29 protein-coding genes are annotated in these 25,859 nt (G+C 54.7%); 16 read left to right on the top strand and 13 right to left on the bottom strand.

Translation table 11 applies throughout. From position 1 onward, the window contains the following. Positions 1 to 52 precede the first annotated feature (52 nt). The gene (locus FXO11_RS15260) at positions 53 to 1,456 is read right to left on the bottom strand and encodes an alanine/glycine:cation symporter family protein (protein WP_148863782.1); all 1,404 of its coding nucleotides are present in this window, start codon (positions 1,454 to 1,456) and stop codon (positions 53 to 55) included. A 341-nt stretch (positions 1,457 to 1,797) separates the two neighbouring features. On the opposite strand from FXO11_RS15260, the gene cysP reads away from it, so the two are divergent. From cysP to FXO11_RS15235, 5 genes are all read left to right on the top strand, one after another. Then, the gene (gene cysP / locus FXO11_RS15255; protein ID WP_148863781.1) at positions 1,798 to 2,835 is read left to right on the top strand and encodes a thiosulfate ABC transporter substrate-binding protein CysP; all 1,038 of its coding nucleotides are present in this window, start codon (positions 1,798 to 1,800) and stop codon (positions 2,833 to 2,835) included. Positions 2,836 to 2,853: 18 nt separating this feature from the next. After that, the gene (gene cysT, locus FXO11_RS15250; RefSeq protein WP_148863780.1) at positions 2,854 to 3,726 is read left to right on the top strand and encodes a sulfate/thiosulfate ABC transporter permease CysT; all 873 of its coding nucleotides are present in this window, start codon (positions 2,854 to 2,856) and stop codon (positions 3,724 to 3,726) included. Positions 3,727 to 3,729: 3 nt separating this feature from the next. Beyond that, positions 3,730 to 4,560 (top strand): sulfate ABC transporter permease subunit CysW, encoded by an 831-nt coding sequence (gene cysW / locus FXO11_RS15245; protein ID WP_148863779.1) that lies wholly within the window; start codon positions 3,730 to 3,732, stop codon positions 4,558 to 4,560. Positions 4,561 to 4,569: 9 nt separating this feature from the next. Continuing rightward, on the top strand, positions 4,570 to 5,661 hold the full coding sequence (locus FXO11_RS15240; RefSeq protein WP_148863778.1) for a sulfate/molybdate ABC transporter ATP-binding protein: 1,092 nt from the start codon (positions 4,570 to 4,572) through the stop codon (positions 5,659 to 5,661). Positions 5,662 to 6,040: 379 nt separating this feature from the next. After that, positions 6,041 to 6,631, top strand: coding sequence for a HEPN domain-containing protein (locus FXO11_RS15235; RefSeq protein WP_148863777.1), 591 nt, complete (start codon positions 6,041 to 6,043; stop codon positions 6,629 to 6,631). Positions 6,632 to 6,698: 67 nt separating this feature from the next. On the opposite strand, the gene FXO11_RS15230 is transcribed toward FXO11_RS15235, so the two are convergent. The 4 genes from FXO11_RS15230 to FXO11_RS15215 all read right to left on the bottom strand — a co-directional run bounded on the left by FXO11_RS15230 (position 6,699) and on the right by FXO11_RS15215 (position 7,943). Then, positions 6,699 to 6,971 (bottom strand): Txe/YoeB family addiction module toxin, encoded by a 273-nt coding sequence (locus FXO11_RS15230; RefSeq protein ID WP_148863776.1) that lies wholly within the window; start codon positions 6,969 to 6,971, stop codon positions 6,699 to 6,701. After that, positions 6,952 to 7,224 (bottom strand): type II toxin-antitoxin system Phd/YefM family antitoxin, encoded by a 273-nt coding sequence (locus FXO11_RS15225; RefSeq protein WP_148863775.1) that lies wholly within the window; start codon positions 7,222 to 7,224, stop codon positions 6,952 to 6,954. Before FXO11_RS15225 ends, FXO11_RS15230 begins: the two co-directional genes overlap by 20 nt. Before the next feature lie 126 nt (positions 7,225 to 7,350). Beyond that, a complete protein-coding gene (gene vapC, locus FXO11_RS15220; protein WP_148863774.1) occupies positions 7,351 to 7,752 on the bottom strand; it encodes a type II toxin-antitoxin system VapC family toxin in 402 nt (133 codons plus the stop codon). Beyond that, on the bottom strand, positions 7,749 to 7,943 hold the full coding sequence (locus FXO11_RS15215; protein WP_148863773.1) for a type II toxin-antitoxin system VapB family antitoxin: 195 nt from the start codon (positions 7,941 to 7,943) through the stop codon (positions 7,749 to 7,751). The genes vapC and FXO11_RS15215 overlap by 4 nt, the downstream gene beginning before the upstream one ends. Before the next feature lie 247 nt (positions 7,944 to 8,190). Here FXO11_RS15215 and FXO11_RS15210 point away from each other — a divergent pair, with 247 nt between their 5' ends. Together FXO11_RS15210 and FXO11_RS15205 are read left to right on the top strand one after the other, a co-directional pair. Beyond that, positions 8,191 to 8,448 (top strand): type II toxin-antitoxin system Phd/YefM family antitoxin, encoded by a 258-nt coding sequence (locus FXO11_RS15210; protein ID WP_022992576.1) that lies wholly within the window; start codon positions 8,191 to 8,193, stop codon positions 8,446 to 8,448. After that, the gene (locus FXO11_RS15205) at positions 8,436 to 8,738 is read left to right on the top strand and encodes a type II toxin-antitoxin system RelE/ParE family toxin (RefSeq protein WP_148863772.1); all 303 of its coding nucleotides are present in this window, start codon (positions 8,436 to 8,438) and stop codon (positions 8,736 to 8,738) included. The genes FXO11_RS15210 and FXO11_RS15205 overlap by 13 nt, the downstream gene beginning before the upstream one ends. Before the next feature lie 273 nt (positions 8,739 to 9,011). Here FXO11_RS15205 and FXO11_RS15195 read toward each other — a convergent pair whose 3' ends face one another. Next, a complete protein-coding gene (locus FXO11_RS15195; protein WP_168203182.1) occupies positions 9,012 to 10,472 on the bottom strand; it encodes a sensor domain-containing diguanylate cyclase in 1,461 nt (486 codons plus the stop codon). Positions 10,473 to 11,070: 598 nt separating this feature from the next. On the opposite strand from FXO11_RS15195, the gene FXO11_RS15190 reads away from it, so the two are divergent. After that, positions 11,071 to 11,409, top strand: a complete 339-nt coding sequence (locus FXO11_RS15190; RefSeq protein ID WP_148863770.1) for a hypothetical protein — start codon at positions 11,071 to 11,073, stop codon at positions 11,407 to 11,409. Between the two features lie 4 nt (positions 11,410 to 11,413). On the opposite strand, the gene FXO11_RS15185 is transcribed toward FXO11_RS15190, so the two are convergent. Beyond that, positions 11,414 to 11,806 carry a RidA family protein gene (locus tag FXO11_RS15185; protein ID WP_148863769.1) on the bottom strand — a complete coding sequence of 131 codons (393 nt, stop codon included), beginning with the start codon at positions 11,804 to 11,806 and terminating at the stop codon, positions 11,414 to 11,416. A 140-nt stretch (positions 11,807 to 11,946) separates the two neighbouring features. Here FXO11_RS15185 and FXO11_RS15180 point away from each other — a divergent pair, with 140 nt between their 5' ends. The 5 genes from FXO11_RS15180 (at position 11,947) to FXO11_RS15150 (ending at position 16,548) form a co-directional block, all read left to right on the top strand. Further along, positions 11,947 to 12,903, top strand: coding sequence for a LysR family transcriptional regulator (locus tag FXO11_RS15180; protein ID WP_148863768.1), 957 nt, complete (start codon positions 11,947 to 11,949; stop codon positions 12,901 to 12,903). 269 nt (positions 12,904 to 13,172) lie between these two features. Continuing rightward, complete coding sequence (locus FXO11_RS15175; RefSeq protein ID WP_148863767.1) at positions 13,173 to 13,985, top strand: PEP-CTERM/exosortase system-associated acyltransferase; 813 nt, start codon at positions 13,173 to 13,175, stop codon at positions 13,983 to 13,985. A 411-nt stretch (positions 13,986 to 14,396) separates the two neighbouring features. Further along, positions 14,397 to 14,954 carry a GNAT family N-acetyltransferase gene (locus tag FXO11_RS15160; RefSeq protein WP_227545921.1) on the top strand — a complete coding sequence of 186 codons (558 nt, stop codon included), beginning with the start codon at positions 14,397 to 14,399 and terminating at the stop codon, positions 14,952 to 14,954. Between the two features lie 98 nt (positions 14,955 to 15,052). Beyond that, entirely contained in the window at positions 15,053 to 15,607 is a 555-nt protein-coding gene (locus FXO11_RS15155; RefSeq protein ID WP_202980234.1) for a GNAT family N-acetyltransferase, read from the top strand. Positions 15,608 to 15,720: 113 nt separating this feature from the next. Further along, positions 15,721 to 16,548, top strand: coding sequence for a hypothetical protein (locus FXO11_RS15150; RefSeq protein ID WP_148863765.1), 828 nt, complete (start codon positions 15,721 to 15,723; stop codon positions 16,546 to 16,548). A 26-nt stretch (positions 16,549 to 16,574) separates the two neighbouring features. Here FXO11_RS15150 and FXO11_RS15145 read toward each other — a convergent pair whose 3' ends face one another. From FXO11_RS15145 to FXO11_RS15135, 3 genes are all read right to left on the bottom strand, one after another. After that, entirely contained in the window at positions 16,575 to 17,777 is a 1,203-nt protein-coding gene (locus FXO11_RS15145) for a hypothetical protein (protein ID WP_227545920.1), read from the bottom strand. A gap of 17 nt (positions 17,778 to 17,794) precedes the next feature. After that, the gene (locus tag FXO11_RS15140) at positions 17,795 to 18,751 is read right to left on the bottom strand and encodes a sulfotransferase family protein (RefSeq protein WP_148863763.1); all 957 of its coding nucleotides are present in this window, start codon (positions 18,749 to 18,751) and stop codon (positions 17,795 to 17,797) included. 145 nt (positions 18,752 to 18,896) lie between these two features. Beyond that, a complete protein-coding gene (locus tag FXO11_RS15135) occupies positions 18,897 to 19,727 on the bottom strand; it encodes a hypothetical protein (protein WP_148863762.1) in 831 nt (276 codons plus the stop codon). 364 nt (positions 19,728 to 20,091) lie between these two features. Between FXO11_RS15135 and cysC the strand changes: the two genes are divergently transcribed. Together cysC and FXO11_RS15125 are read left to right on the top strand one after the other, a co-directional pair. Further along, positions 20,092 to 20,700, top strand: coding sequence for an adenylyl-sulfate kinase (cysC, locus tag FXO11_RS15130; RefSeq protein ID WP_148863761.1), 609 nt, complete (start codon positions 20,092 to 20,094; stop codon positions 20,698 to 20,700). Positions 20,701 to 20,782: 82 nt separating this feature from the next. Continuing rightward, the gene (locus FXO11_RS15125; RefSeq protein WP_148863760.1) at positions 20,783 to 21,178 is read left to right on the top strand and encodes a septal ring lytic transglycosylase RlpA family protein; all 396 of its coding nucleotides are present in this window, start codon (positions 20,783 to 20,785) and stop codon (positions 21,176 to 21,178) included. Positions 21,179 to 21,310: 132 nt separating this feature from the next. Here FXO11_RS15125 and FXO11_RS15120 read toward each other — a convergent pair whose 3' ends face one another. The 3 genes from FXO11_RS15120 to FXO11_RS15110 all read right to left on the bottom strand — a co-directional run bounded on the left by FXO11_RS15120 (position 21,311) and on the right by FXO11_RS15110 (position 24,645). Continuing rightward, the gene (locus FXO11_RS15120; protein ID WP_148863759.1) at positions 21,311 to 22,399 is read right to left on the bottom strand and encodes a hypothetical protein; all 1,089 of its coding nucleotides are present in this window, start codon (positions 22,397 to 22,399) and stop codon (positions 21,311 to 21,313) included. 100 nt (positions 22,400 to 22,499) lie between these two features. Next, positions 22,500 to 23,570: an AsmA family protein gene (locus tag FXO11_RS15115; RefSeq protein WP_148863758.1), complete on the bottom strand. Its 1,071-nt coding sequence runs from the start codon at positions 23,568 to 23,570 to the stop codon at positions 22,500 to 22,502. A 178-nt stretch (positions 23,571 to 23,748) separates the two neighbouring features. After that, positions 23,749 to 24,645, bottom strand: coding sequence for a LysR substrate-binding domain-containing protein (locus FXO11_RS15110; protein WP_148863757.1), 897 nt, complete (start codon positions 24,643 to 24,645; stop codon positions 23,749 to 23,751). Positions 24,646 to 25,093: 448 nt separating this feature from the next. Between FXO11_RS15110 and FXO11_RS15105 the strand changes: the two genes are divergently transcribed. After that, positions 25,094 to 25,711: a LysE family translocator gene (locus FXO11_RS15105; RefSeq protein ID WP_148863756.1), complete on the top strand. Its 618-nt coding sequence runs from the start codon at positions 25,094 to 25,096 to the stop codon at positions 25,709 to 25,711. The last annotated feature ends 148 nt before the right edge of the window (positions 25,712 to 25,859 follow it).

Below are 25,859 nucleotides of genomic sequence, written 5' to 3'. Positions count from 1 at the left end.
CAACTATCCGCTTCTCCTGTTCGCTTCTACTATCCGTTTCTACTATCCGTTTCTACTGTTCGTTTCTACTATCCACCTCTCCGGCAAAGTAGCGTTTGGCGGCATCCATGACTTTGGGCGCAAGCAGCAGCGAAGCCACCATGGTCGGGATCGCCATTAGGGCATAACCTGCGGTGATCAGGAACACCACCGCCTTGAGGGAAATCACCGCGCCCACCACGATTAACACGATGTAGACGTACTTGTACCCATGCTGGTGTTCGGCACCGATCATGAAGCCCAGGCATTTGGCGCCGTAGTACCAGAAGGTAAACATTGTGCTCATGCTGAACACTGTAACGAGCACCATGATGATCCACGGGCCGACAGCGCCTAGAGAATCCGCGAAGGCCTGGGCGGTCATGGCGGCGCCGGCAACATCGGAGCTGCCTGAATCTTTGCCGCCTTGCCAGGCGCCGGTGGTAATCAGCACCAGCGCGGTCAGGGTACAGACGATAAGCGTATCGATAACCGGTCCCATCATGGCGACGAGGCCTTCCCGTATGGGCTCTTTGGTACGCGCTGCGCCGTGGGCCATGACTTCGGTGCCGATACCCGCTTCGTTGGAAAACGCCCCCTGCCGTATCCCCGTGATAATCACGCCCATAAAGCCGCCCGCGGCCACAGACGAGAAATCGCTCTGCAGGGCATGGGTGAAGATGGTGCCCAGGGCGGGCAGAACCTGGGACGCGTTGACCACCAGAATGGCGATCACACACAGTAAGTAAGCCACCACCATCGTCGGCACCAGCCGGGCGGCGAAATAACCCACCCGTTTGACGCCGCCAAAGATGACACAGGCCACCAGTGCCGCAATAACCAGACCGAACCAGAAATTAAAGACGGTGACTTGATCTTCGCCGATCACGTCGTAGGGCAGAAGAATGGCATCGCGCATGGTTTCGGTAAGCTGGTTGACCTGGAATACAGGCAAGGTACCGATCAGCCCCGCCACGCAGAAAAAGATCGCCAGTGGATACCAACGCCGGCTCAAACCTTCCCGGATCACGTACATCGGGCCGCCCTGGATATCGCCTTTGCTGTCCTTGCCGCGGTACATGATCGCCAGCGAGCAGGTAAAAAACTTGGTAGCTACGCCCACCAGCGCGGTGACCCACATCCACACCACGGTGCTGGGGCCGCCATAACTCACGGCAAAGGCGACGCCGGCAATGTTGCCCATGCCCAGCGTGCCGGACAGCGCCGCGGACAAGGCCTGGAAGTGGGTAATATCGCCGGGATCGCTAGCCCGATCATGCTTGCCGCGCAGGATCTGAATGGCATGTCCGAAGTGGCGGTAGGGCAGAGCCCGGGAATAAATCAGGAAAAATAAGCCGCCGCCGACCAATAGGATAATCAGCGGGGGTCCCCAGAGAAAATTCGAAACCGATTGCAGGAATGACTCGATAGCTTTCAAAACAGCACCTCCCAGAAAGGGGTGATGCGGCCGCAAAGCGATGACAGCTAAAGAAACCTCGGGGACCCAACATCCATGTCGCCAGCAATAACCGCTCACTCTCAATGCAGCAACTGGCGGGCCTGTTGTCAAAGAATCCACCGGTTTATGGCGAGGTTTTAATGCGTTTTCCTTGAGCAACCTACCTTTATAACCGCCGGTTCCAATCACAGGCGGAAATCATCTATGCACGGCATTGTTGTTTTGCCGTCAGTGCCTTATCTTTCGGTTCTAAACGAACACTTCCTTTATTCTTCAAGTGAATATATACGTTTCTGAGCAAACAGGGAGCGCTGCCCGCTATGCCGAACGCCATCTTATCGACACTCAAACTCCGCAAAGGCCTGTGGTTCAGTGCCCTGGCACTGGTATTTTCCCTGGCCGGCGGACCCGCCTCCGCGCAGGAGCGCGAACTGCTGAACTCCTCCTACGATATCGCCCGGGAGCTGTTCGCTGAATACAACCAGATGTTCGCCAAACACTGGCAAGAGAAGACCGGCGAAACGGTTAACATCCAGCAGTCACATTCCGGTTCCTCCAAGCAGGCACGCGCCATCCTGCAGGGACTGGACGCGGACGTGGTCACCTACAACCAGGTCACCGACGTCAACATCCTCGCCGAGCGTGGCAACCTGATCCCGGACGACTGGGCGTCACGTTTGCCCAACAACAGCTCGCCGTACTACTCCACCATGGCCTTCCTGGTGCGCGACGGTAACCCGAAAAACATCCAGAACTGGGACGACCTGATCCGCGAAGACGTCGAGCTGATCATGCCCAACCCGAAGACCTCCGGTAACGGCCGCTATACCTATCTCGCCGCGCTGGGTTACGCCCAGGAGCAATTCGGCGACGATCAGGAGAAGATCGACCAGTTCATGAGCGACCTGCTGGGCCACGTAAAAGTCTTCGATTCCGGCGGACGTGGCGCCACCACCACCTTTGTCGAGCGCGGTCTGGGCGATGTACTGCTGACCTTCGAATCCGAGGTCAACAACATCCCCGAGCTGAACCCGGACAAGAACTTCGAAGTAATTGTGCCGAAGGTGAGCTTCCTGGCGGAATTCCCGGTTGCCTGGATCGACAAGAACATCGAGAAGAAAGGCACCGAGAAGCTGGCCAAAGAATATCTTGAGTACCTCTATTCCGAAGAAGCCCAGCGCATGCTCGCCGGCTTCAACTACCGGGTGCACGACGAGACCGTCAAGAAAGAAGTGGCGGACAAGTTCCCCGACCTGAAACTGCTGCCCATCGACGAGATCGCCGGCAGTTGGGAAGAGGCCATGGAGACCCACTTCGCCAGCGGCGGCAAGCTGGATCAGCTTCAGCGCCAGCGCTAAAGGATTCCCACTTGATCCATGGCCACCACTGACGTCTCGGAGCGCCCGGCCAAACGGCTGAGCGCGTCCGCCACCAAACGCGTATTGCCGGGGTTCGGACTGAGCCTCGGCATTTCGCTTTTCTTTATCAGCCTGGTTCTGCTGCTGCCCATCAGCGGTCTGGTCATTCGCACCGCAGGCATGGGCTGGGATCAGTTCTGGTTCGTGATCACCGACCCGCGCGTGGTGGCTTCCTACAAGGTCACGGCTCTGGCCGCGCTGGCGGCCTCCCTGTTCAACTGCGTATTCGGCCTGCTCATGGCCTGGGTGCTGGTGCGATACGAGTTCCCCGGCAAGCGCCTGCTGGATGCCATCATGGATCTGCCGTTCGCGCTGCCAACGGCCGTTGCGGGTATCACCCTGGCGACGCTTTTCGCGGAGAACGGCTGGTATGGACAGTATCTCGCCAAGCTGGGCATCGAAGTGGCCTATACGCCGCTCGGGATTGTGGTCGCCATGGCCTTCACCAGCGTACCTTTCGTGGTGCGAACGGTGCAGCCGGTGCTGGAAGAACTGGCGCCGGAAGACGAAGAAGCGGCCATGAGCCTGGGAGCGTCCGACATGACCGTATTCCGCAGGATCCTGTTCCCCACGCTGTGGCCTGCCGTGGTTACCGGTGGCGCCCTGTCTTTCGCTCGCAGCCTGGGCGAATACGGTGCGGTGATCTTCATCGCCGGTAACTCGCCCTACGTCAGTGAAGTGATCAGCCTGATGATCTTTGTGCGCCTTGAGGAATATGACTTTCCGGCCGCGAGCGCCATCGCCGCCGTGGTGATGACCGTCTCGCTGTTGTTGCTGTTGGCGATCAACGTCTGGCAGGGTCGCTATCTCAAGCGTCTGCACGGGGGTTGAGGGATGGGCACACCAAAACACCGCCGCGTTGGGGATAGCCCGGTCGTTCGCCGCACGCTCATCGGCGTGGCCGGAACGCTGACCGTGCTGTTCCTGTTCATGCCGCTGGTGCTGATCTTCATCCAGGCCTTCGCTGAAGGCTGGGCGGGTTACATCGGCAATATCTTCGACGAATACACCCTTGACGCCATCGGTCTGACCCTGTTCGTCGCGCTATTCACCGTGCCGCTGAACATGGTGTTCGGCGTATTCCTGGCCTGGCTGGTGACCCGCTTCCGCTTCCCCGGGCGCAAGCTGCTCGCGACGTTGATCGACATCCCCTTTGCCGTTTCACCGGTTGTCGCCGGTTTGCTGTATCTGCTGCTCTACGGCAGCAACGGCTGGGTCGGGCAATGGCTGGGCCAGTACGACATCCAGCTCATGTTTTCCTGGCCTGGCATCGTGATGGTGACCGTGTTCGTCACCTGTCCCTTCGTGGCGCGTGAACTGATCCCGCTGATGCAGCAACAGGGCAGGGAAGAGGAAGAGGCCGGCGTGGTACTGGGTGCATCCGGCTGGCAACTGTTCCGCCGCGTTACCCTGCCGAATATCCGCTGGGCGCTGATCTACGGGGTGATCCTCACCAACGCCCGTGCGGTGGGCGAGTTCGGCGCGGTGTCGGTGGTCTCCGGCAATATCCGCGGCGAGACCAACACCCTGCCGCTACACGTGGAACTGCTGTACCAGGACTACAACACGGCCGGTGCGTTCGCAGCTTCGTCACTGCTGGCGGCCATCGCGCTGATCACTCTCGTCGTGAAGGCCATCGTCGAATGGCGCCAAAGCCGTAATTAAGGGTTTTCCATGAGTATCGAAATCCAGGGCATCAACAAGTTTTTCGACAACTTCCAGGCGCTGCACGACATCGACCTGACCATCCCCGATGGCCAGCTCACCGCGCTGCTGGGCCCGTCCGGCTCCGGCAAGACCACACTGCTGCGCATCATCGCCGGCCTGGAAACCCCGCAACAGGGCAAGATCCTGTTCAGCGGCCGGGACGTCACCCAACTGCACGTGCGGGACCGTCGCGTAGGCTTCGTATTCCAGCACTACGCCCTGTTCCGCCACATGACCGTGGCCCAGAACGTCGCCTTCGGCCTGGACGTACTGCCCCGCAAGGAGCGGCCCAACAAGCCCGAAATCCGCAAGCGGGTAAAAGAACTGCTGGAAATGGTCCAGCTCGACCATCTCGCCAACCGTTACCCCGCGCAGCTCTCCGGCGGCCAGAAACAGCGCATCGCGCTCGCCCGCGCCATGGCCATGCGCCCGGAAATCCTCCTGCTGGACGAACCCTTCGGCGCCCTAGACGCCAAAGTCCGCAAAGACCTGCGCCGCTGGCTCCGCAACCTGCACGACGAGCTGCACTTCACCAGTGTGTTCGTCACTCACGATCAGGAAGAAGCGCTGGAACTCTCCGATCAAGTGGTCGTCATGAGCAGCGGCCGCATTGAGCAAGTTGATTCCCCGCTGGAACTCTACGCCCGGCCGGACAGTCGCTTCGTGTTTGAGTTTCTTGGGCAGGTTAACGTGCTCTCCGGGAAGATTAGTGAAGGCACCATGCGCCAGGGCGACGCCTGGGTGCGGTTGCCTGAAGGGTGTGAGAACGACGATGCCCAGCTATACCTGCGGCCCCATGAGGTGCGCCTGACCCAGGAACCTAGCGAGCATGCTCACCTGCCGTTTCGAATAGAAGCGATCAGCCTGATTGGGGCGGAAGTGCGGGTGGAACTTAAGCCGGACGGCTGGGCCTGTGAGGAGCTTTGGGAGGTGGGGATTAGTCATACGGAGTTTAATGCTCGTAGGCCCCAGCGTGGGGACCGGTGCTATGCGGTGCCGGATGTGGGGCATTTGTTTTGTGAGCATGTGGGGGAGCCTCGGACGTTGGAGTGGCGGTAAGATAAATAGTCCTGGCTTAAGAAAATAGGGTTATCAGGCGCCAGCGTTTTGCTGGCGTTTTTGCTCTTGGTGGTTCCGTTTTCGCTACATGACGTTGAGTTGGCAGGAAAAACGGTCATCGTGACCGTGATTTTCGGTTGATCCTAAGAATGTGCTGTTTTCGTATATAAAACATAGGTTTGTGTTGGTGAGTGAGAATGGGGATATGAGTCGTGGCGACCGTTTTGTCAGGAAGACGACCCTGCACCAATGTGTCTTAAACGTTGACGTACCAAGGGTTGCGAGCTAGTTTTGAACGCAATTCTGAGATGAGATATCGGTCGCCGAGATATCGGTCTTGGGGACTCATATACAAAGTTATCAATAGGTGCAGAGAACAATGAATGAGCTCGAACCTATCAAATTAATCAGCCTCTGCTTTAATTTTTGGCAGCTAGTTGTCAATTCGGCAGATGAGTTGGCGAAGTCTGGAAACCACAGTTCGCTGGCGTACGAAGGCTTTCATAACGCGACGCAATCCGAGTTCGAGAATCATACAAAATGGTCTGATTTACGCATAGCTGAACCAGTGCTTTTCAATTTTTATCATGGAATTGAGTTAAGCCTAAAAGCCCTGATAGCTGCGAAAGGCAAAGGTACGCGGGGTGGCCATGAGCTATCCAAACTTGCGAACCGGGTTGATGAGTTATACATCGATCCACTACTCAACAAGTTTTATTCGAGGTACATAGAAACTCCGAAATTGCATGTCATTCTGCAGGAGTTTTGTCACAACTCCAAAGCTGACATGGACTTGTTTTATCAATCGCTGAAGTATCCAAGCACCCGTAATGGCACTCCTTTCAATCATCCAACCTTGCGCGCTAGGCTCGAGGAGGGGACAGAACTCTTCACAGAGATCAAAAGAGATATTGAAGAGATAAAACCGGCCCTTGAACAGCATATCGTAGCCGAATGTCAGGTCTCATAGGTGATAACAAGTTGCTGCACTCGGAAAAATTACTCGCTGCGCTCCTAATTTTCCGGTGAGCAAGGCGTTAGGGCTGGTCGTAGTGTCCCCCAATGGCAAAAATATAAATGGATCTGTCATCGAACCGATATATCAGCCTGTCCTTCTGTGAGATGCGTCTTGACCACAAGCCTGATAAATTGTGTTTGAGTGGTTCAGGTTTGCCGATGCCAGCGGATGGATCTTCAGACCGTAGCATTTCTTTCAGCAGCTTGCGGAGGGCTTTGTGCAGCCTCTGGTCTTTTTCGCGCATCTTTTCATAGGCTTCCCAAGTGTTGCCCTCAAATACCAGTGATCTCATTCATCTGCTCATCATCAGGTGTGTATCCCTGGCTACGGCTGTGAGTATCGATGGAGGCCGCAATTTGTTGCATCAGGTCTCGGTTCTGAAGGACATGGAGAGTTTCTTGCTCTCTTTCCCAGTCTTCAGCACTCATGATCACGAAAGCCTCTCCGGCACGACGTGTCACCTTGAGGGGCTCGTGTCTACTAATAACCTGCTCTACAAGGCTTTTCAGGTTGTCTCTGAATTTGTTTACACTGATGATATCCATAATTGCACCATTACGTACGGAAACTCCGTACAACTATAGCGCAAAGGCCCTAACAAGGCCATCAAATTCGTTCCGGCCTACGGCCTCCACCGGACGCCCCTGTCGGGCCGCCGTTTATGGCGGGCGTTATGTTTCTCTCAGAGCAGGCTCAAGTCCAAGGTGATCAACAAAGGGGATGAAGTCGCGATCCAAAAACAGCAGGGGCAGCTCTTTCTCTATACAGAATGTCGCGATGATCACGTCGGCAGTTTTTCTGATCGTGATGCCTTTTTTTCGTAGCGCTCGATAGTTGTCGGCGCACTTAGCTGCCATTTCTTTGCCAAACATTTCATACTGATCTAGAGCGAGCAGGCTTTGCTTGGTTTGGCGATATTGTTTGTCGTTGCGGATGCCTTGGAGGATTTCCAAAAATATGAGGTCTCCAATAGCAACCGAACCTTGGACTATCGAAGCATCCAGCAGATCAGTTTGCGGGTTGTTGACTCCATTGAAATAGTCGATCCAAACGCTAGTGTCTACCAGGATCATCGGGCAGTTCGCATTTCGTCCAAATCGCCTTCCCACTTGATCTTGCCACGCAACTTCCGAATTTCCTGCTGCTTGCTAAGCTGGACCAGAAGTTTCAGGCCTTGCTCGACGGCCTCTTTTTTGGTTTCGTAACCGGAGGCTTTGAGGGCTTCGGCCATTAACTGGTCGTCAATGACTATGTTAGTTCTCATGATGCACCTATGTGTATGGCACTCGACTTTTATACACAATCTAGCATCTCAAAGAGAACATAACAATCGGCTGCACAGCGACCGGTTTTCCGCCGCTTCGCGCGGTGGCCGGGGTCAGATCGAATATTCTGTGACCAGCTAAATTCAAAGGTAGACCCTGAAGGACTGAGGACTGAAGGCCTCGGACCTTATTGGCTCTGAAGAGTGATACTATAGTGTCACTTTAAGTCCGATTCAGCGAGAACCCATGAAAGTTGAGCTTGTTACGAATCTCAAACGCCAAGCCACAAAGATTCTGGCAGATCTGCACTTGTCTAAAGAGCCGATACTGATTACGGAGCATGGTCAGCCGTCCGCCTACCTTGTCGATGTTCAGGATTACGAGTTTATGCAGCGTCGACTTGAGCTGCTTGAAGGGCTCTCTCGGGGAGAGCGTGCTGTACTTGAGGGAAGAACGTACAGCCAAAGTGAGGCCAGGGAGAAAATGAGTAAATGGCTGAAGTAATCTGGGCAGAGCCCGCTCTTCAAGCACTGGATGCTATCGCTGAGTACATTGCTCTGGATAATTCTGCGGCCGCAAGCGACCTAGTTCAAGAAGTTTTAAACAAGACCGAGCGTTTGGAAGATTTTCCCCAATCCGGACGGATTCCCCCAGAGCTCCCGAATTCGGTATACAGGGAGGTAGTGGTTCCACCGTGTCGTATTTTTTATCGTGAGGATCAACAGCGGGTTTTTGTCCTCTACGTCATGCGAGATGAGCGGCAGCTTCGTGCATACATGCTTGGAAACAGCTAACCATGCGAGGGACCAATAAGACCCCATTGGTCCGGAGTAAGTGTCAGGTTGGCCTGGAATACGGTCAAGTCGGCTCATGGCCCGTGGCGTTTGAGCCGCAGTTCGGGACTGGCGCAAGCCTTACCCCGACAGTATTTTGTGTCGTTGGGGCTCCCGGACCTTTTTGATAGCTGAACGACTCAATCAACCGAACAGCTGTGGTACGTGATCCGTATGCCCGGTGGTCTGTTGCCTGGCCTTGAGCGTTGGCTGCTTCCGCCGAAGAATATCGGGTCAGTAAATAAAGACCCGGTTTCTACCTTCCTTCTTGGCTTTGTAAAGCGCTCTGTCAGCGTTTTGCGTCAGGTTTTCCGGCGTCCTGTCAGCCTGCGGGATGATGGTGCAAACCCCGGCACTGATCGTGACACTGTGCATGGTGGATTCGGAAGCGGGCGGAATGGCCAGCCCCTCCACGGCGGCTCGGCAGGCTTCGGCGACCTCGCTCGCATTTTCTGTCTGCGGCAGGATGAGCGCAAATTCCTCGCCTCCATAGCGCGCAACCAGGTCTGCCGGGCGTTGGGGCATATTTTTCAGTGCGTCTGCCACTAGCCTCAGACACTCGTCACCGGCAGGGTGGCCGAATTCATCGTTATACGGTTTGAAAAAATCGATATCGATCAAAACCAGTGCAATCGATGTCTTCTCACGCCTGGCTCTCGCCCACTCCTGGCGAAGGTGGCGGTCAAAGTGGCGACGGTTGGCCAGTCCGGTCAGGCTGTCGGTGAGCGAAACCTTCTTCAGGCGCTCCTCAGATTTTTGCAGCTCGCTGTTCCGGCGCAACGTCAGAAGGGAATAGGCTACCGAAATCGCTACGAATAGAACACCAACGACGAAAACAAGCCATGGCAGATACCCGCGCCGACTACTGATGTAGGCTTCTGAAGGCACGCCTTCGAACTGCCATTGCCGCCCGGCAATATCATCGAGCGCTGTGACGTGACGGAAACGCGTGTTCCAGCGCTCATCGTCTGCATTGGCGGACTGATGTAGAAGTATTTCTTCGCCATTGGTTCGGTCAAGGACCCGAAACAGTATCCGGTTGGCGATTTCCGGATCAACGGCCTGATTAAACAGATCACCGATTCGGAATACACCGTTTACGTAAGCGTAGTGCGCTTTACGACGTTCCTCGCGTGTTTCCGGCTTGCCGCGATAGAGCGGGTTAAAAACCAAAAAGCCTTTTTGCTGCCCGGTTTCCTGCACCAACCTGATGGCCGCCGTTGCGACCATCTCTCCCGAATCCCTGGCCTGCTTCAAAGCCGCAAGGCGATTTGACTCACTCGCCAAATCAAAGCCCACGGCAGCTTGATTACTCGCAAGCGGCTCAATGTACTGGACGGGTACATACCAGGGACGCTCACTCACCGGCCTGATGTCGCCCTGCGCGTCCAGTTCGAGCAGTTGAAATGAGTCATACCAGGACTGTTGCTGTAGCTCGAAAACGTCCTTTGACGACCGAGATACCCAGGGCGCCCAGGCAAAGGCCTGAATGACTACCGAGCGATCAAGCACGCTGCGTGTCATTTCATCGAAAGTCTTCCGGTTCACTTCGGGAATTATCGAAAGACCCGCCTGAAGTGTGTGCAGGATCTCGAGGTTCAGCAACACCTCCCGTTCAAACGCCTTGGCACGCTGTTCCACCTGCGCTCCAAAGCTGTCGGCAATCGATCCGGTTTCGTCGATGTAAAGCCGCATACTGAGCAATCCGAAGACCACAAGGCTGATGATCGAGAGAAGAGTGATGCTGGGGTTGGGGAGTTGTCTCAATGGCAGGTCACGCGTTTTAGAATGATGATCGCTTATCATCTCCGGTCTGTCAGGAAGTGACCGGCAAACATGAGACGGTCTCATTAATCAACATAATAGCAAACTTCAGTAGCGGCAGCTTATTACATAATGGGGGGGCGGACTGATTTAAAATTAACCAATTGGCACGGACCGATAGGGTCAGAGTCCTTTGATCCAAAACCAAAGCCTCTAGAAACCGGGACGGATTTATTTTTGGATTCGGATTCAAGTTCGTCAGAAGCCACTCAGATCGACGTGCTGGCAAGATGGGGGAAGGATGCGAAAGCGTAGAATTCAGCTCTGCATTTGTTCGCCTCCGAATCGAGAGGAGTGATGGTGAAATCAACGCCTTACTTCGGCGCGCAACGTGGGAACGTTGGCGATACGTTAGAGAGTTCATTGGGCCCAGCCTGCGTTACGCATCGATTGAGGAGCTTCTGGCAAGGGTTGGACATCCTCCAGTTTAGTGGACACGCATCGCTAACTCCGACACAGGAGAAAACCGATGCCGGAAATGATCATGGGGAAGAAGACTCAGCAGTACAGCACTGAGTTCAAAGTCAAAGCGGTGGAGTGGAGCCGCCAGGCCCACCGGAGTGTGAAAGGCGTCGCGGAAGCGTTCCGGTTCGTCTGGAAACACCGAGGACAACACCGGGTAAAGGCGTTGCCACCTGAATATCTCGCGGTCCGGCTACTACGCCTGGGTCAACCGCAAGCCCAGCCAGAGAGTGGCTCAGAACGCCACCTGGCGCTGAGGATACGTCGCACCTACGACGTCAGCGGCGAGCAATATGCCATGCGGATGTCCACACGGCATATTGTGTGCAGGTCAATGCTCTTTTAAAACTCTAACCCGGAATACGGGCGAGGACCTTGATCTCGAAGTCGAACCCCGAGAGCCAGTTTACGCCGATCGCTGTCCAATTCGGATATGGCGCTTCCGGGAAAACTTCGCTTTTAATGGCCATGATCGTGCCGAACTGATTTTCCGGATCCGTATGAAAGGTCGTCACATCAACGATATCCTCAGGTCCGCAACCAGCCGCTGTTAAAGTGGCTTCAAGATTGGCAAATGCGAGACGGACCTGAGCCTCGAAATCCGGTTCGGGAGAGGCGTCGCTGCGGCTGCCGACCTGGCCGGATACGAATAGCAAATCGCCTGATTTAATCGCTGCGGAATACTTCTGTGAGGTATAGAGGTCCTGCCGACCGAGTGGGAAAATGGCTTCACGTTGAGCCATATAAAAATCTCCTTTATTGGGTCGTTCATGACCCCGGATTGATGGTTAGGAAACCTTATCCGTCCCCATTTAGTGGATAAACGTTGATGTTCGATAAACTCTGTTTGTAGAGAACAAACAATTGTGAGGAGACAAGGGCAATGGATCGGCTCAACGCGATGCTGGCATTCGTCCGGGTGGTGGAAACTGGCAGCTTCACCAAGGCTGCCGAAACACTCCACATGAGTAAGACCAGCGTGACGCAACATGTGCAATATCTGGAGGGGCGGCTGCGCGTAAAACTGCTCAATCGAACCACTCGCAAGGTCAATGTGACGGCCGCCGGTGCTGCTTATTACGAGCGTGTCGTAAAGCTGTTGGGCGATTTGGACGATGCCGAAACCGGTCTGTCCAATGCCTCGATGTCGCCCAGGGGCCGGCTGCGAGTGGACGTACCGACCCCTCTGGCCCGCATGATCCTACTTCCGGCCCTGCCCGAGTTTCACGCTCGATATCCGGATATTCAGCTCGACATGGGCGTGAGTGACCGCATGGTAGACCTGATTGATGAAGGCGTGGACTGCGTCGTGCGCGGCGGTGAGCTCACCGGACTATCTCTGGTGGCGCGCCGCGTGGGTGATCTGCGACTCGGCGTTTACGCAGCGCCGAGCTATCTCGAAAGTGCCGGCTTGCCTTCGCACCCGCGGGAGTTGGCGGCTCCTGATCATTACATTGTGGGTTTCAGTTGGACAATCGCCAACGGCGTCTCTCCCTATGCAATGCGACGCAACGGCGAAGTCGTCAAAATGCATGGCCGCTACGTGGTCGCGGTCGACGATGGCAACGCATATCTTGCGGCCGGCTTGGCCGGTCTCGGAGTGCTTTGGTTGCCTGATTACATGGCCAAAGCTCATGTCGTGCGCGGCGAACTGGTGCGTTTATTCGAGGATTGGCACCTGGATCCGTTGCCGATGTACGTGGCATTTCCAGCAAACCGGTACGTCAGCGCTAAACTACGCGTGTTCATTGATTGGGTCTCAGCGTTGATGGCACAGCATGCGCCTATAGCCGACCGACGTGGGCTTGAATCAGATAACGAACTGAGGGCGGGGCAGTGACCCGACCGAGCGGTTTAGCCCGCAAACACCAACGACGCTTTTCCCATGATTAATTTGACGGGTAGCAACAAAGGCGATCAGCATGAGAAATCAGCAGTACGACACACGAGCATAGGAGACACGAAAGTACGAGGCTTGGCAGTTCTGTCCTCGATAGCGCTCTATCTGTGTACCCGATAGCCCGCCCCCGTGCCGTCCCGGCGGACTTTTGATCGACTTGGCCTATGCAGTACAACGCCTCCCGCAAGGGAGGATCGGAGGACTTGCTCATGCCTGCGCGCTCTTCATTTCATAACGAAGAACAACGTTCAACAGCCTCCGGTGGAACCGAGAACCTCAGCGACATCTTCAGGTCCTTTTTCGAGATTGAGGTCGCCACCACCGAGGAAATGACCAATAGAGTCTTTGAAGTCCGGTACCAGGTCTACTGCATCGACAGATCCTTTGAAGACCCGAGTCAATTTCCCGACAAAAGGGAGCATGATGCTTACGACCCGCGCTCGGCCCATGCCTTGATCCAGCACCGGAGAACCGGAGATAGCGTCGCGGTTGTTCGACTCGTCCTGACTGGCGATAACCCGGAGCAGTCAGACCTTCCAATGGAAGGGCCGTGTATCCCCAGAATGAGTCAGCAAGCCCAGGACACGATTGCGGCAACTCCCCGTCAGCACATGGCCGAGATTTCCAGAATGGCGGTAAGTCGGGAATTTCGCCGGCGCCTCAACGAGTATGAATCACCCACGGGTGTTACCGACCAGTCCAGCTACGCCGATGCCGAGGGCGGCCGACGCGCCATGCCTTATATCAGTCTGGGTCTGTTTGCCGCTATCCTGCGGATGTCGGTCAAACACAATATCACGCACTGGATGGCGGTAATGGAACCGGCCCAATTGCGCTTGTTAAAGCGCTTTGGTGTAGAGTTTGACCACGTCGGACCGCTAATGGAGTTTCACGGCCTCCGCCGGCCCGCATTCACCGAAGCGGCATCCCTGATCAATGGCATCCTCCAGCGCCGTCCGGATGTCTGGGAGTTGATCACCGAATCAGGTCATTATTTGCCTTCCACTCCTGTCAATCGTTGATCGACTGCTCCCCGTCGGTAAACGGTGTCGAGTAGAAGCGGGGACGGATTTGTTTTTAGCCGCGTAAAGACATTAAATAAGTCTGTCCCGCTTTTGTGTTCTCAACTATTTCCCAACTACACATCTTTCCAGGAGTTCCCGGAAAATCGACCATCAGGGTGTCGCCCCAGTCGAAAAGATATGCGTCCATCACTTAACCATCCTTGTGCATATAATCGGCAGTCTCTTGCAGATCCTCGTAGTCCTCAAGAGAGATCATGACCACTGACTGTGATTTACTTCAGGTGATGATCACAGGGAATGGTCTTCGCAGACCTGCCCCATGGTTTTTGCTAGATTGGTTCTAGCTAACGGCATCCCTAAGTCTGCTCCTGTACAGGGTATTGATCATGGACAAAATATCGTACGCCAATGGATTTGACAATCGGCCGCTCAGCGACCGATTTTCCGCCGTTTGGCGGCTCCGTGTCGGCGCGTGAGTCGTTACATGGTGAAGTCAGTCTTATGATTTCGGTAAAACTGAGGGATCTTCATCGCCAAGATAAAGCGGCTGTCATGGCCATGCTTCGAGATCCTCAAGTAATGAGGTTTCTTGGGCCTCGTCGGGCTCTGACAGAAGGTGAGGCGGATTCGTGGTTCGAAAGTACGCTCGCTTATCCGGCTCGCTTCGCTATTGCCGAGTCTGATACTGATGAATTCATTGGGTTCTGCGGTATTAAACAGATAGATAGGGTTTTTGATTTCGGCTATTTCATTAGGTCGGAGTTTTGGGGCAACGGCATAGCTGCCAAGGCATGTGAGTTGGCGGTCGAAAGGCTATCCACCAAGATTGACTTAGAAACCGTCCAGGTTTTCATTGCGGACGATAATGTGGCCAGCAAGAGAGTGGCCCAAAAACTGGGTTGGCAGGCCACGCACAGTGGGTCGGAGGATGGAGAGTATGGCGAATACTACCGAATCACCATGTGACAACTCGGTCAACCGGGGGCCGAAAGCATGCCGCTTTTGGTGTCCTCCGCTGGCGCTCCGTCGCCGGACACCTTAGCGTTAAGCGATTGGAGAGCGAATTGCTTATTAGCGAAGCTGTTGAGCTGCAACTGCTCAGCAAGAATCACGCGGATGACCTGTTCCGGCTCGTAGATACAAACCGGGAACACCTTCGGGAGTGGTTGCCGTGGGTCGACGCGAATCAATCTCCAGCGGATACCGAATCCTTCGTGAATTCGGCTATCAGCCAACGTGAATCCGGCAAGGGACCGCAGTATGCGGTTTTCCATAAGGCGACCCTGTGTGGCGTGTGCGGGTTTCACTCCTTTGACGTTACGAACAAGATCGGTGGAATCGGATATTGGTTAAGCCGAGCCTATTCGGGAAAAGGGATCATCACCTTGTCTGTGAAGGCGCTGATTGAAACGGGCTTTCGGGAGTACGGTTTGAATCGAATCGAGATAGCATGTGCTACGGACAACGGAAGAAGCCGTGCCCTTCCGGAGCGGTTGGGATTTACGTTTGAAGGGGTGCTCCGCGAGCGTGAGTATCTTTACGGCAGGTATGTAGACCATGCCCTCTACTCGATGCTGGCGTCGGAGTTCTCGCTTAAAAAAGCGTTACACCGGACATAGAGCTAGAAGGGTGGGTGCAGGTCACATTGACGTGACGTGCCCTCATATTTCGTTAGCAGCCTCAATAATATATGATTATCTGTCTTGAAAGTATTCATTAAAAGAGATGTAAAGTGGATAGACTTTTAACGTTCGTTGTTCCGTTAAGATCGCCGGCCGCCTCACGAAATTGGTCGAGAGTACTTGAGCGGCTTCATGAGACCGCCCGTTCTATCGAAGCAGCTTGCGCTGAGTCTAATGATCTGGGCGCGGTGGTGGTTGTTAACCGGGATGCTGAGTTAGGTGACCTGCCTAAGTGCTTCGACGTAATCAGGGTAGACTTGGACCCGCCAACGGTTTCGGTATTCAAGGGAGAAACCCCAGAGGACGAGAGAAAAGAGGCGTTCTGCTGGGATAAAGGCTATAAAGTTGCGAGCGGGATCGCGTTTGCAAAGACTCTGGGTTCCAGATTCGTTATGAGTGTGGATGCGGACGACCTTGTGGCGACGGGTCTTGGTGACCTCGCCCGTTCTGATCCTGATGCTTACGGTTGGTACATCGACAAAGGATGGCTGTTGCCTGTGGGCTCTCGATGGGGGGTGATGCTTGGCGACTTCCATAACTGGTGCGGAACCTACGCGGTGGTGCGTACAGATTTGCTTCCCTTGGAGCGGGATGTGGATTCGATGGACCCAACGATTGTACGTAGGATCTTCGGACATCATCGTCACTTGATCCCCGAAATGATAAAGAATGAGACGCCGCTCAAGCCCGTCGACTATCCGGGCGCCGTTTACAGTGTTGGTCATTCAGAAGCGAATTACGGACGGCCGGGCCTCCTGTCCGGAATGCTGGCACCGAAGAATCTGTTTACCAGACCCAAGCATTTCCTGAAATATTTTTTAAAGCTTCGCTTCTTCGGGTCGGCGGAAAAGAAGAAATTTTTTGGAAAGCTTGCCTGAAGAGCGTGGGCGCCCGCCCTCCCCAGTCAGGCTTGCTCCAGCACATGGACTTCGCGCTTACCGGTTTGCAGCGAAGTGACCACGATGAGATTGCCGTCTCTGGACAGGCAGGGATGAAGATCGCAGCGAAACGGGCCCTTGGCCGGCTTGTGACCTTTGAACTCGGCGATCGTCTGACGGCTATTGGTTTTTCTGTTCCAGAGGATGAGATCGATGTCCTCTTTATACGGCGTGTCGAAGACGAAGAGGTCTGGGTCGGGCGGGAAATGGCGCATGTGCACGTTGGCCTTGATCAGCTCCGGTGCCAGATGTTCGGTGATGGTGCCACACGGGCTCGTATCTTCGGCGAGACGCAGGCCGTCTTTTTGCCAGAAGTAGAGTTCGCTATTGTCCAGCCAGATAACGTGAGAGGTTGCAGGTGCCAGCAGCCGCAGGTCGCTGCCATCGGTACCGCACGTCAGGCTCACACCTTGCTGGTCATTCCATGGCCCGCCGATGTTCCGCCACCGAAGCTTTACGGTGAAACGGCTGCCGTCGGGCGAGAACTTGGCATGGTTGAACCAAAAGTGATAGCGCTTCAGCATTCGCTTTAACCGCGCTTTCAGCTTCGACTGGCTGTTGAGGAAGTCCACGGCTCTTGCCAGGCTCAGCAGGAGCTTCCGCTCACCGCTGACTATGTTCATGGCCCAGACACCATCATTCTTCGGCACCCTATCCAGTTTGGACGCGTTCTCCCCAGGGGCATAGCCGTACCCTGGCCTGAGTTGATCGAGCCGTGTCATATCGAGTGAGAGTGCTGTAGTCGCATCGGGCGTCACCGCATAGACCTGGCCAGGCAATTGTCTGGTCGCGCCGGTATTGGTGTCCATGACGCAGGCGGTGATCAGCGGTTCGTCATTCTGCGCATTAGGGTTTCTGGTATTCCAGACCACCTGTCCGGTGTCGCCGATCCACTGCGACATCGGACCCTGTTGCCAGGACCACGCTCGGCTCTCGCCGATAGGCTCCCAGCTGTCTGATGTTTCGGAAGCTTCGGTAGCCGTGTCGAGCAGGCCGATTTCGACACGATCATTCACCGTTGGATGGCGTTCGCTGCAAAACAGCCGGTGAGCAACGATACGACTCCCCGATGCATTGATGACTGGAATATCGTAGTAGGCGTGGGACGTGCCGCTCGAATCCGCCGGGGATTGACTGAGCCGACGAAGAGTCCATGGTCGATCATTCATTTCTTGCGACATTCCAATCACCTGGCTAGAAAGCTGAATTGCGTCTTGAGCTCTGCAACGGCCTGGTTCTGCGCGTCACTCCACGTCAGTTTGGTTCTGGTGCGTGACTTGCCGGGAGGACGCACTGCGGCGCTTGCTGCAGCGAGCCAGTCTGAATTCGGGTCAAGTCCCAGGAAGGCCGCAATTTCTTTCAGGCCATCGGTGGGTGCCGCTGTAAAGGTTTCATAATCAACACGTAGCCATTGATCCCGTGGTATGAGCTCCTGCATCGCGACGATCCCCTCGCAGAGTTCGCGATAGTCGCTGATCATCTCATCGGACACCGCTGTTGGCAGCTTACCATCCGCTTGAGCCTGCGCGATTGACTCACTGGCTGATCCACCTTCTTCACCAGCCTTGATGCGTAGCCTGTCGTAAAGCCCACCACGGCGCAGCGTCATCGTGGCGATATTGTCTTCTGGCGCACGGACAACCAGCAACCATTTTGGCTGGGGTACACCACTCTGAAGAAAGCCCTGCAATAATCCTGGCGTTTTTGCGCACCAGCGGACCGCCCAGTCGCCTTTTTTGTCGCCAATAACCAACGGCTGCCGGTCCTCGTTGGCAGGCAGATCTATCGCGTAGCTGTAGCCGTTCCACCACTTTCCGTTGGCTGCAAACGATCGTGAATTGCTATCGATGAGGCGCGCAATGGAGGGGAAGCCCATACCGGCACGATGCAGGCCCATGGCGTCAAGCTCGTGCGAGATCCTGGCGTCCGGATGAGCGTCGATCAGAGCGCCGATCAGCGAATGACCCGAGCGTGGGAACCCGAGAAACTGCGCGAAGCATTCAACCCGTTTCGGATCGAAGCTTCTGTTGCGAGCAGTCAGGCTTTCCAGTTGAAGCTTCCAAAGTGACTTTGACTCGTGGCGTCTTGAAGACTTCTCATCGAAAACAGGTATCGAGTGCCGGTAAGACAGGTGCATGGTCATTTCATCTCGTCTTCAAGGATCCAGTGGTGAATAGAGCCGATGCGAATTCAGTGCTAGGCGACATCAGCAGGGTCTCCGCGGCGACCGTTTGCGGTCGGCAAAGGTTGTCGCCATCGGCTCGCTTACGAATGAACGGCCCCGCACATTAGCGCAGGCCCCACTGTTTCAATAAGCCCACGAGCCGTGCCTGCAGACGGAACCGCAGATTCAGGAATCGCCAGTTCGAAGGTCTCTTTGCCGTTGGGCTGCGGGTAGCGACATCTTCCAGGCGAATTCGCCCGTGCTTGTGTAAATAGGGAATCAACTTATTGCTGAGTTCCAGGCCGGCCGGGCTGACACCAGGTGTGGCTACGCGCTTTTCAAGGGTTGCCTTTCGGGTCGACGTCCAGTTGTAATGATCGACCCTGAACGGGTAGCTGAACCTGGCGTGAGGGAAATTGACCTGCCGGAAGGTTGAAAGTTTTGCGCCCGCCAGAAAGTGTGGCGTCTGACCGTCCTTCCACGGGTTGTGACCACCGCGGCTGGGAAGCACGTCATGGCTGAACAGCATCACCTTGGTCGTGCCGGTGGTGCCATGATGGTCGCCGTGTCCCGCTAGCGGGAGGAGGACATCGGCTTCGACCGGAAACTGACTGGACAGCTCAGGCGTCTCCCTCACTTCGACCAATTCCCCGTTCTCCGCGAGACGATCGATCATGAATCCCTGAACGCAATTGTAGCCTTTGCTCAGGCAATATCTGCAGATTTCCTGCAGGGGTGCAGGGTATTGGTGGTGCTCATCGACATCTGCGCTGACTATCCAGTCGCCTGGCTCGGCAACCTCCTGTTGCAGCTGACGACGCTGTGCCCACATGGAGTCGCTGGTGTAGACGGCTATCCACTCTCGCACATCCTCCACGCCCGATTCCGCCAGCAAGGCTTTAGCTGCCGCTAAACGCGGCGATGCTCTATCTGTTGTATTCAACAGAATATGCATGTGAGATGGCGGGATACCAAGATTGCGGTAATGTCGAATGAAGTGCGACAAATGAGGGAGTTCGAGCTCGACGCCTACGCAACTCACGAGCCTTATGGGCACTGCAGGGTCTGAGTCCGTTTCTGATCTATCCAATGGCATGTGACCTTCCTTGAAATTATTGCAAAACTAACAGTTTGTTAGAGCTGTTTCAATTGCGGTGGTCTCGTCGCACGGTTCGGCTAAGGAAAGTCTTATCGAGAACGCGAGAATTCTGTGTTGGTGGCCGGGCAGAAGCGTCGTGGTATTACCATCTTTATATTGTCGTGTTGTAGATCACAAACAAACAGTTCAAATTACATGGCCCTATTTATCACAAAGGTTCATGACGTTGAGTAAACAACATATTGTATGGCATGCCCATAAGGTAACGCGTGCAGAGCGCGCCCAAAAAAAGAGTCAAAAGCCATGCTTGCTTTGGTTCACGGGCTTGAGTGGGTCGGGGAAGTCCACAGTTGCTAACGCCCTGGATGTTGCGCTGTTCGAGCGTGGATACCATACGTTTCTGTTGGATGGAGATAATGTCCGCCACGGGTTGAATCGGGACCTCCGCTTTAGCGATAAGGACAGGGTAGAAAATATTCGTCGTGTCGGGGAAGTCAGTAAGCTGTTTACAGATGCGGGACTAATTGTTCTGAGCGCCTTTATCTCGCCATTTTTCTCTGATCGCCGACTGGTTCGTAACCTGTTTCCGTCCGGTGAATTTGTCGAGGTCTTTATGGATACGCCCTTGGAAATCTGTGAAACCCGTGATCCAAAGGGCTTATACAAAAAAGCGCGGGAAGGTGCTATCAAGGATTTTACGGGCATTGACTCACCTTATGAACGGCCGGAGCGAGCGGAGATTGTGCTGGATACCTCCGAGCTTACGGTGGAGGCGTGCGTAGACAACCTGCTCAAGTATATGTACGAGCGGGATCTGATTCTGAGCTAGTATCCCGGTCAGGTCTTGCGCTACATTCGCAGAGGTCATGTGAGCCCACAGATCCCTACCACGGCAATAGGGCACCCGGACTATGGTAATCACCCTGAGAAATATACTGATCACCGCATTCCTGAGCCTGACGGCGGGATTTTCAGCAGCCCAAACGGGGGCCGGAGAAGACTGGGTCGGTTTCACCGAAACCGGGAAGGCTTCTTATTACGCAGACGTATTGGAGAACAGAAAAACAGCCAGCGGTGAAATGTTTAAGCAGGAGCTTCGGACAGCGGCCCACAAAAAGATACCGCTCGGTTCAATAGTGAAAGTCACCAACGTCAAGAATGGGAAAAGTGTTGTTGTCAGGATCAACGATCGCGGGCCCTTTGCCAAAGGTCGTATCATTGATCTCTCAAAGTCAGCGTTCAGTCGTATTGGTCGTCCATCTTTAGGGTTGATTGCCGTGAAAATCGAAGTGTTGAAGTCGCAATAGCCGGGCAGCGTGAGGTCTATTCTTATGGGCCGCGTTTCTCGGTCATACGAATTAAAGAGAAACGCGATTTAGAGCGGCCAAGGAGAGAGACGGCTCATCCCTGAGCCCAGTTGCTCCATGCGCCAGGTCGAATCAGTTGTTGAGTGTGCTGTACACCAGGTTCGACATATCGGTCTGGTCAGAGCCGGGCACTTCGATGTACCGGTCACCGTTACCCCACCATTGCCACCAGGCGCGCTGGTTGTAGCTGCGGCTTGCGAAATCCACCTGCAGACCGCCTAGCGTTGTATTGTTGACCACCGGCACTGAAATGTTCCCGGTTTCAGAGCCCAGCACACCGCTGTGACTGACTCCCTCGTTCATCAGCACAGGGTAGTGGTTGAAGTAGAGTGCACCCGGGCCATTCTGGCTGGTGACCTTGCCGGCCAGGCTGAGGCCCGAAGAGCAGGACTCGATACCCGTAGCTGATGTTGCTCCGCAGGCTGAGTGGGTGGGCACCACCCCGTCGTCGGTGCCGGCGATGAATGGCTTGGTAATACCGCCATAGGAGGAACCGCCGGCCACGAACCGCAACCTGGGAATATCATTGGGCGCGACGGCCAGGTTGCGCGCAGCGTTGGTTTGCAGGTCATTCACTACGCCCAGCTTGCCTGGCTGCGGCTCAATACCGGTGAACGCTTGTACCGCTGCCCGTAAGGGCCAGTTGTACCAGCTATCGTTGTAGGCGAGGCTCATGGCGAGGTTCGCCAATTCGGTACCACCCCCGGCACCGGAATAGTCCAAGGTCGCCAGGATTTTCAGCGGTTGCAGCCCTTCGGACTGAAGCCAGCGGGCCTGGTTCTCCAGCAGGTAGCGGGTCACTAGATCACCGGTAGAATGGGAGACCACGATACAGTAGTTGTCGCACAGACCCTGTTGGCTGATCTGACGAAGCTGCTCGTAGGCTTGCTGGGCGATACCGCCCTCCACCCGGCCATCGCTGCCCCAGTCGATGCGCGCTTCCGATCGCGACAGCCAGAACGTTCGCCAGTAATCCTCACCGGCGTTCTTCACCGCCTGGAGATTGGCGGGTGGATTGGCCAGGTCTTCCTGCTGGAAGCCATGCACCAGTATCACATTATGCCCGGCCAGGTTGGCCTGGGCGGTTCCGGCGAACAGGCTGCCGGCGATAGCGACCGCCAGAGCGGTCTTACAGGCACTTCCTTTCTTTATTGTTTTCATGGTTGCTCCGTCTTTGCTGAATTATTGTTGTCTCAAGACGTTTCTCCGCCGGTTTGGCGGTTTTTCCCGGCTTAGCCGGTGCAGAGCCATAGCCCTGCCATCAGAACTTGTTGGCAAGCTGCCGAAGCAACGCTGCCCTTTGTTCCGATTCGGGGTTCACCGCCGGAGTATCGGTCAACGCATCGAGATCCGGCGGTGTGAATGAATAGCCTTCTTCAGGTCCAAAGGCGTGGTTGGTCCGGTCGCCAGGTTTCGCCGGCAGTTGGCGTAGCTGGAGGGATCTCAGTTGAAGCGGTCCATCCAGGGGCCGGTTGGCTAGTACCGTGCCATGCGCCCTCAGGTTAATGGTGTCTGAAGTGCTGTCCAGGCGCTGCTCGGTCTGTAGCAGGGCGATGGGATGCTGCCCGGCAAACAGTTGAGCGGAAAGGGCATAGGAGCCGGATTCCTCCGCGGAAAACTGCACCGGGATGACCAGATTGTTGTCGCTGATACGGGGATCGCCAAGACCTTCAAAATCGCCGAGGTAGGGCTCGATGGTCAGTGAAGAGGCATGTCGGACCGGTCGCCCATCAATCTTGGCCTCGACAATCAGGCGGTATTCCCCGGGGGCTTCATCGGCGCTGAGCGATCCCTCGAAATACCCGGCTGCGGCTGCATCCTGAAGGCTTGTACTGGCAACCGCTTCACGGCTGTTCGGCACTTCAAGCGTTGCTTCAAGGCGGTTACCCACTACTTGCGAACCCTGGATGGCGGCAGCGATCAGAATATCGTCACCCCGGGTGAAGCGATACTTCTCGAGGGTGACGGTAAATTTGCCATCACCTGGAAGGGGTAGGGTGGTCGGTTCGTAGTGGTTGTCCTGGTACCCGCGCGCCTGTTCTGCGGTCAGGGGCACCGACCAGACCGGGTACCGGCTGGCTTGCTCGTACTGGTCCGCGACACGGGCCAGCATAAATCCGAGGGCGTTTTCTGAGGGCGGTTCAGGCGCCGGTTGCTGGACAGCTTTCTGTGTCTGCCCGGCCGGAGGTTTGGATGGGCTGACCGGCGGCTCACCGCTGTTGAGATTGCTCACCCTTTGCAACTCCGGATGAGTCTCGACGGAGAGCAGGTAGCTGGTACCGACAACAACGGTCAGCACCAATGTCAGAAGGAGTAGTGCCTTACCGAACATGCGGCAGGTCCCTATTTTGTTGTTGTGCCTACTAACATAACGGGATTTCCGGTGCACCCCAAAAAAACTGGCCTGATTAAGTAACAGAATGTGTCTATGTTGTGCGGTGGGTCACATTGCGGTTGCGATCAGCTATACATGGGCGGCCCGCTTATCCTGATTCTTCCCAAAAGGTGGCCTATTGCGCAAGGTGTTCTTTAGAAATTCGTTGAATGCTTGCCAATGCTTCAGTTGAAATCCACTCTGACAAACGCTGGTTCCTCTCGTCGTTGTTGAAAGGTCTAGGCGATAGCAAGCAATAGCTTGAACTGTCCTTCAAGAAGCCAAACGGCGCCGAAAGCTGGCCACTCGCCAGCTCATCCTGAGCCATAAAGAAAGACGACATGGCCATTCCTAGTCCTGAAACGGCGGCTTGGATGCATAGGTAAAAATGCTCGTAATCAACTCGGATGTTTCCTCGTTCCGGAACACCGCTCAAACGGAACCAGGTATCCCAAGCCTTAGGCCGAGTTCCGGAGTGAAGCAAGCGCATGTCCTCAAGAATACCGGAAGCCGGGCAAGTTTTGGGCGCACAGACTGGCCCAACCCATTCATCGCATATTTTGATGGCATACACCGTGTCATCCCAATGGAAATCATCACGGCGCAATGCCAGGTCTACACCTGTTTTAGTGAAGTCAATCGGTCCGCCAGCGGCCACTAAATGCAAGTTGATGTCAGGATGTGCTTTGTGGAGAGAAGGTAAGCGTGGAATCAACCACTTCATTGCGATGGTAGGTTCGCAAGATAGCACCAGCACGCCTTCCCGGGATTCTTGCTGAAGACGATACACCACGCCTTCGAGTTGCTCGAATAGAGGAGTAGTGACCGCCTTGAGTGCGCGCCCCGCCGGATTCAGGAAGATCGCCCGATTACGGCGATCGAATAATTCAACGCCCAGTTCGCTTTCAAGAAGCCGAACCTGACGGCTCACAGCCCCATGTGTGACATGAAGCCGCTCGGCGGCTTTCACGAAACTTTGAGTCTGTGCTGCGACGTCGAAGGCACGGAATGCGCCCAATGCTGGAAGCTTCATTTTTTGCTCGATGAAAACTAGCACATTTCTGAAAATATAAATCCCTTTTCTTGGTCCTGCAAACCTTCCAATAATCTTTCTGTCGCGACATCTCGCGGCCGTTGCTCACTGAAATGGAAGGACTCCATGGAAACTTTCTTTGAGAACTCGATACTTAGGGACTTTCTACCGGCGCAGTTTCGTATCGACAACCTGTGCAAATTACTAGCGCAAAAAGATTACTCTTTTCTTTCGGCCGAAAAGACGAAAAAGCTGTTGTGTCCGCTAGAAAATAGTAGTTGAACGGTTGGAAAAAATTCCAAGACAGCCGGATAGGCGCCAAAAGACACGAATATGACAGATTGTTGCGCCTATAGATGGACGTACTGGTTATCACTTTTAGTAAGTACTGAAACATTAAACCCGAAGGGTACGATAAACATTAGTGCCTTTCGTAGGGGGGCATCAGATGACTGAGTTGATCGCTGTAGTGACCATTACTATTCTTGCCGTAGTTAGCCCCGGGCCGGATTTTGCCATGGTTACGCGTAACAGCTATGCGTTTGGGCGTCGTGCCGGTCTAATATCGGCTATAGGTATCGCATGCGGTGTCCAATTGCATGTGCTTTATACAGTGCTTGGAGTTGCGGTTGCCATTGAAAAATCACCATTGCTATTTTTGGTCATGAAAATTCTTGGCGCGAGTTATTTGATTTTTCTTGGAATCAAATCGTTAACAAATAAGTCGAAACTAAAACTAGAGCCTACGCCAAGTGGCGCCCCAACATCCTTCGGCGCCTTCCGCATGGGTTTTCTGACTAACGCTCTCAATCCTAAAACGACCCTTTTCGTCATCGCAACATATACTCAGGTAGTGACTGTCGACAGTTCAGTGAGCAGCAATTTCGCGTACGGCCTGTTCATTTCCTTATCCCACTGGATTTGGTTTAGTGTCGTTGCATACTTTTTTTCAGCAAAAGCACTGCGTCGTATTATGTTGGATAGGCAGAGCGTCGTTGATAAAAGTATTGGAGCAATACTAATAGGCTTGGGCTTTTCTCTGTTCTTTGCCAATATTGCGCCCTGAAGGAAAATCGCACAGACATTACCCGTTATCCTCCTCTCAAGCCGAGATTGCTTGTCGCTAATCTCAAAGGCTATGGAGTATCTCGGTCTCGTGAAACGATTTGGGTTTGAATATTCGGATCGCCATTGGTGGAACGCGAAACCGTTCC

Source organism: Marinobacter fonticola (assembly GCF_008122265.1).
Taxonomy (GTDB): domain Bacteria; phylum Pseudomonadota; class Gammaproteobacteria; order Pseudomonadales; family Oleiphilaceae; genus Marinobacter_A; species Marinobacter_A fonticola.
The sequence above is the reverse complement of the archived record's forward strand: the minus strand, read 5'-3'. Positions and strand labels throughout refer to the sequence as shown.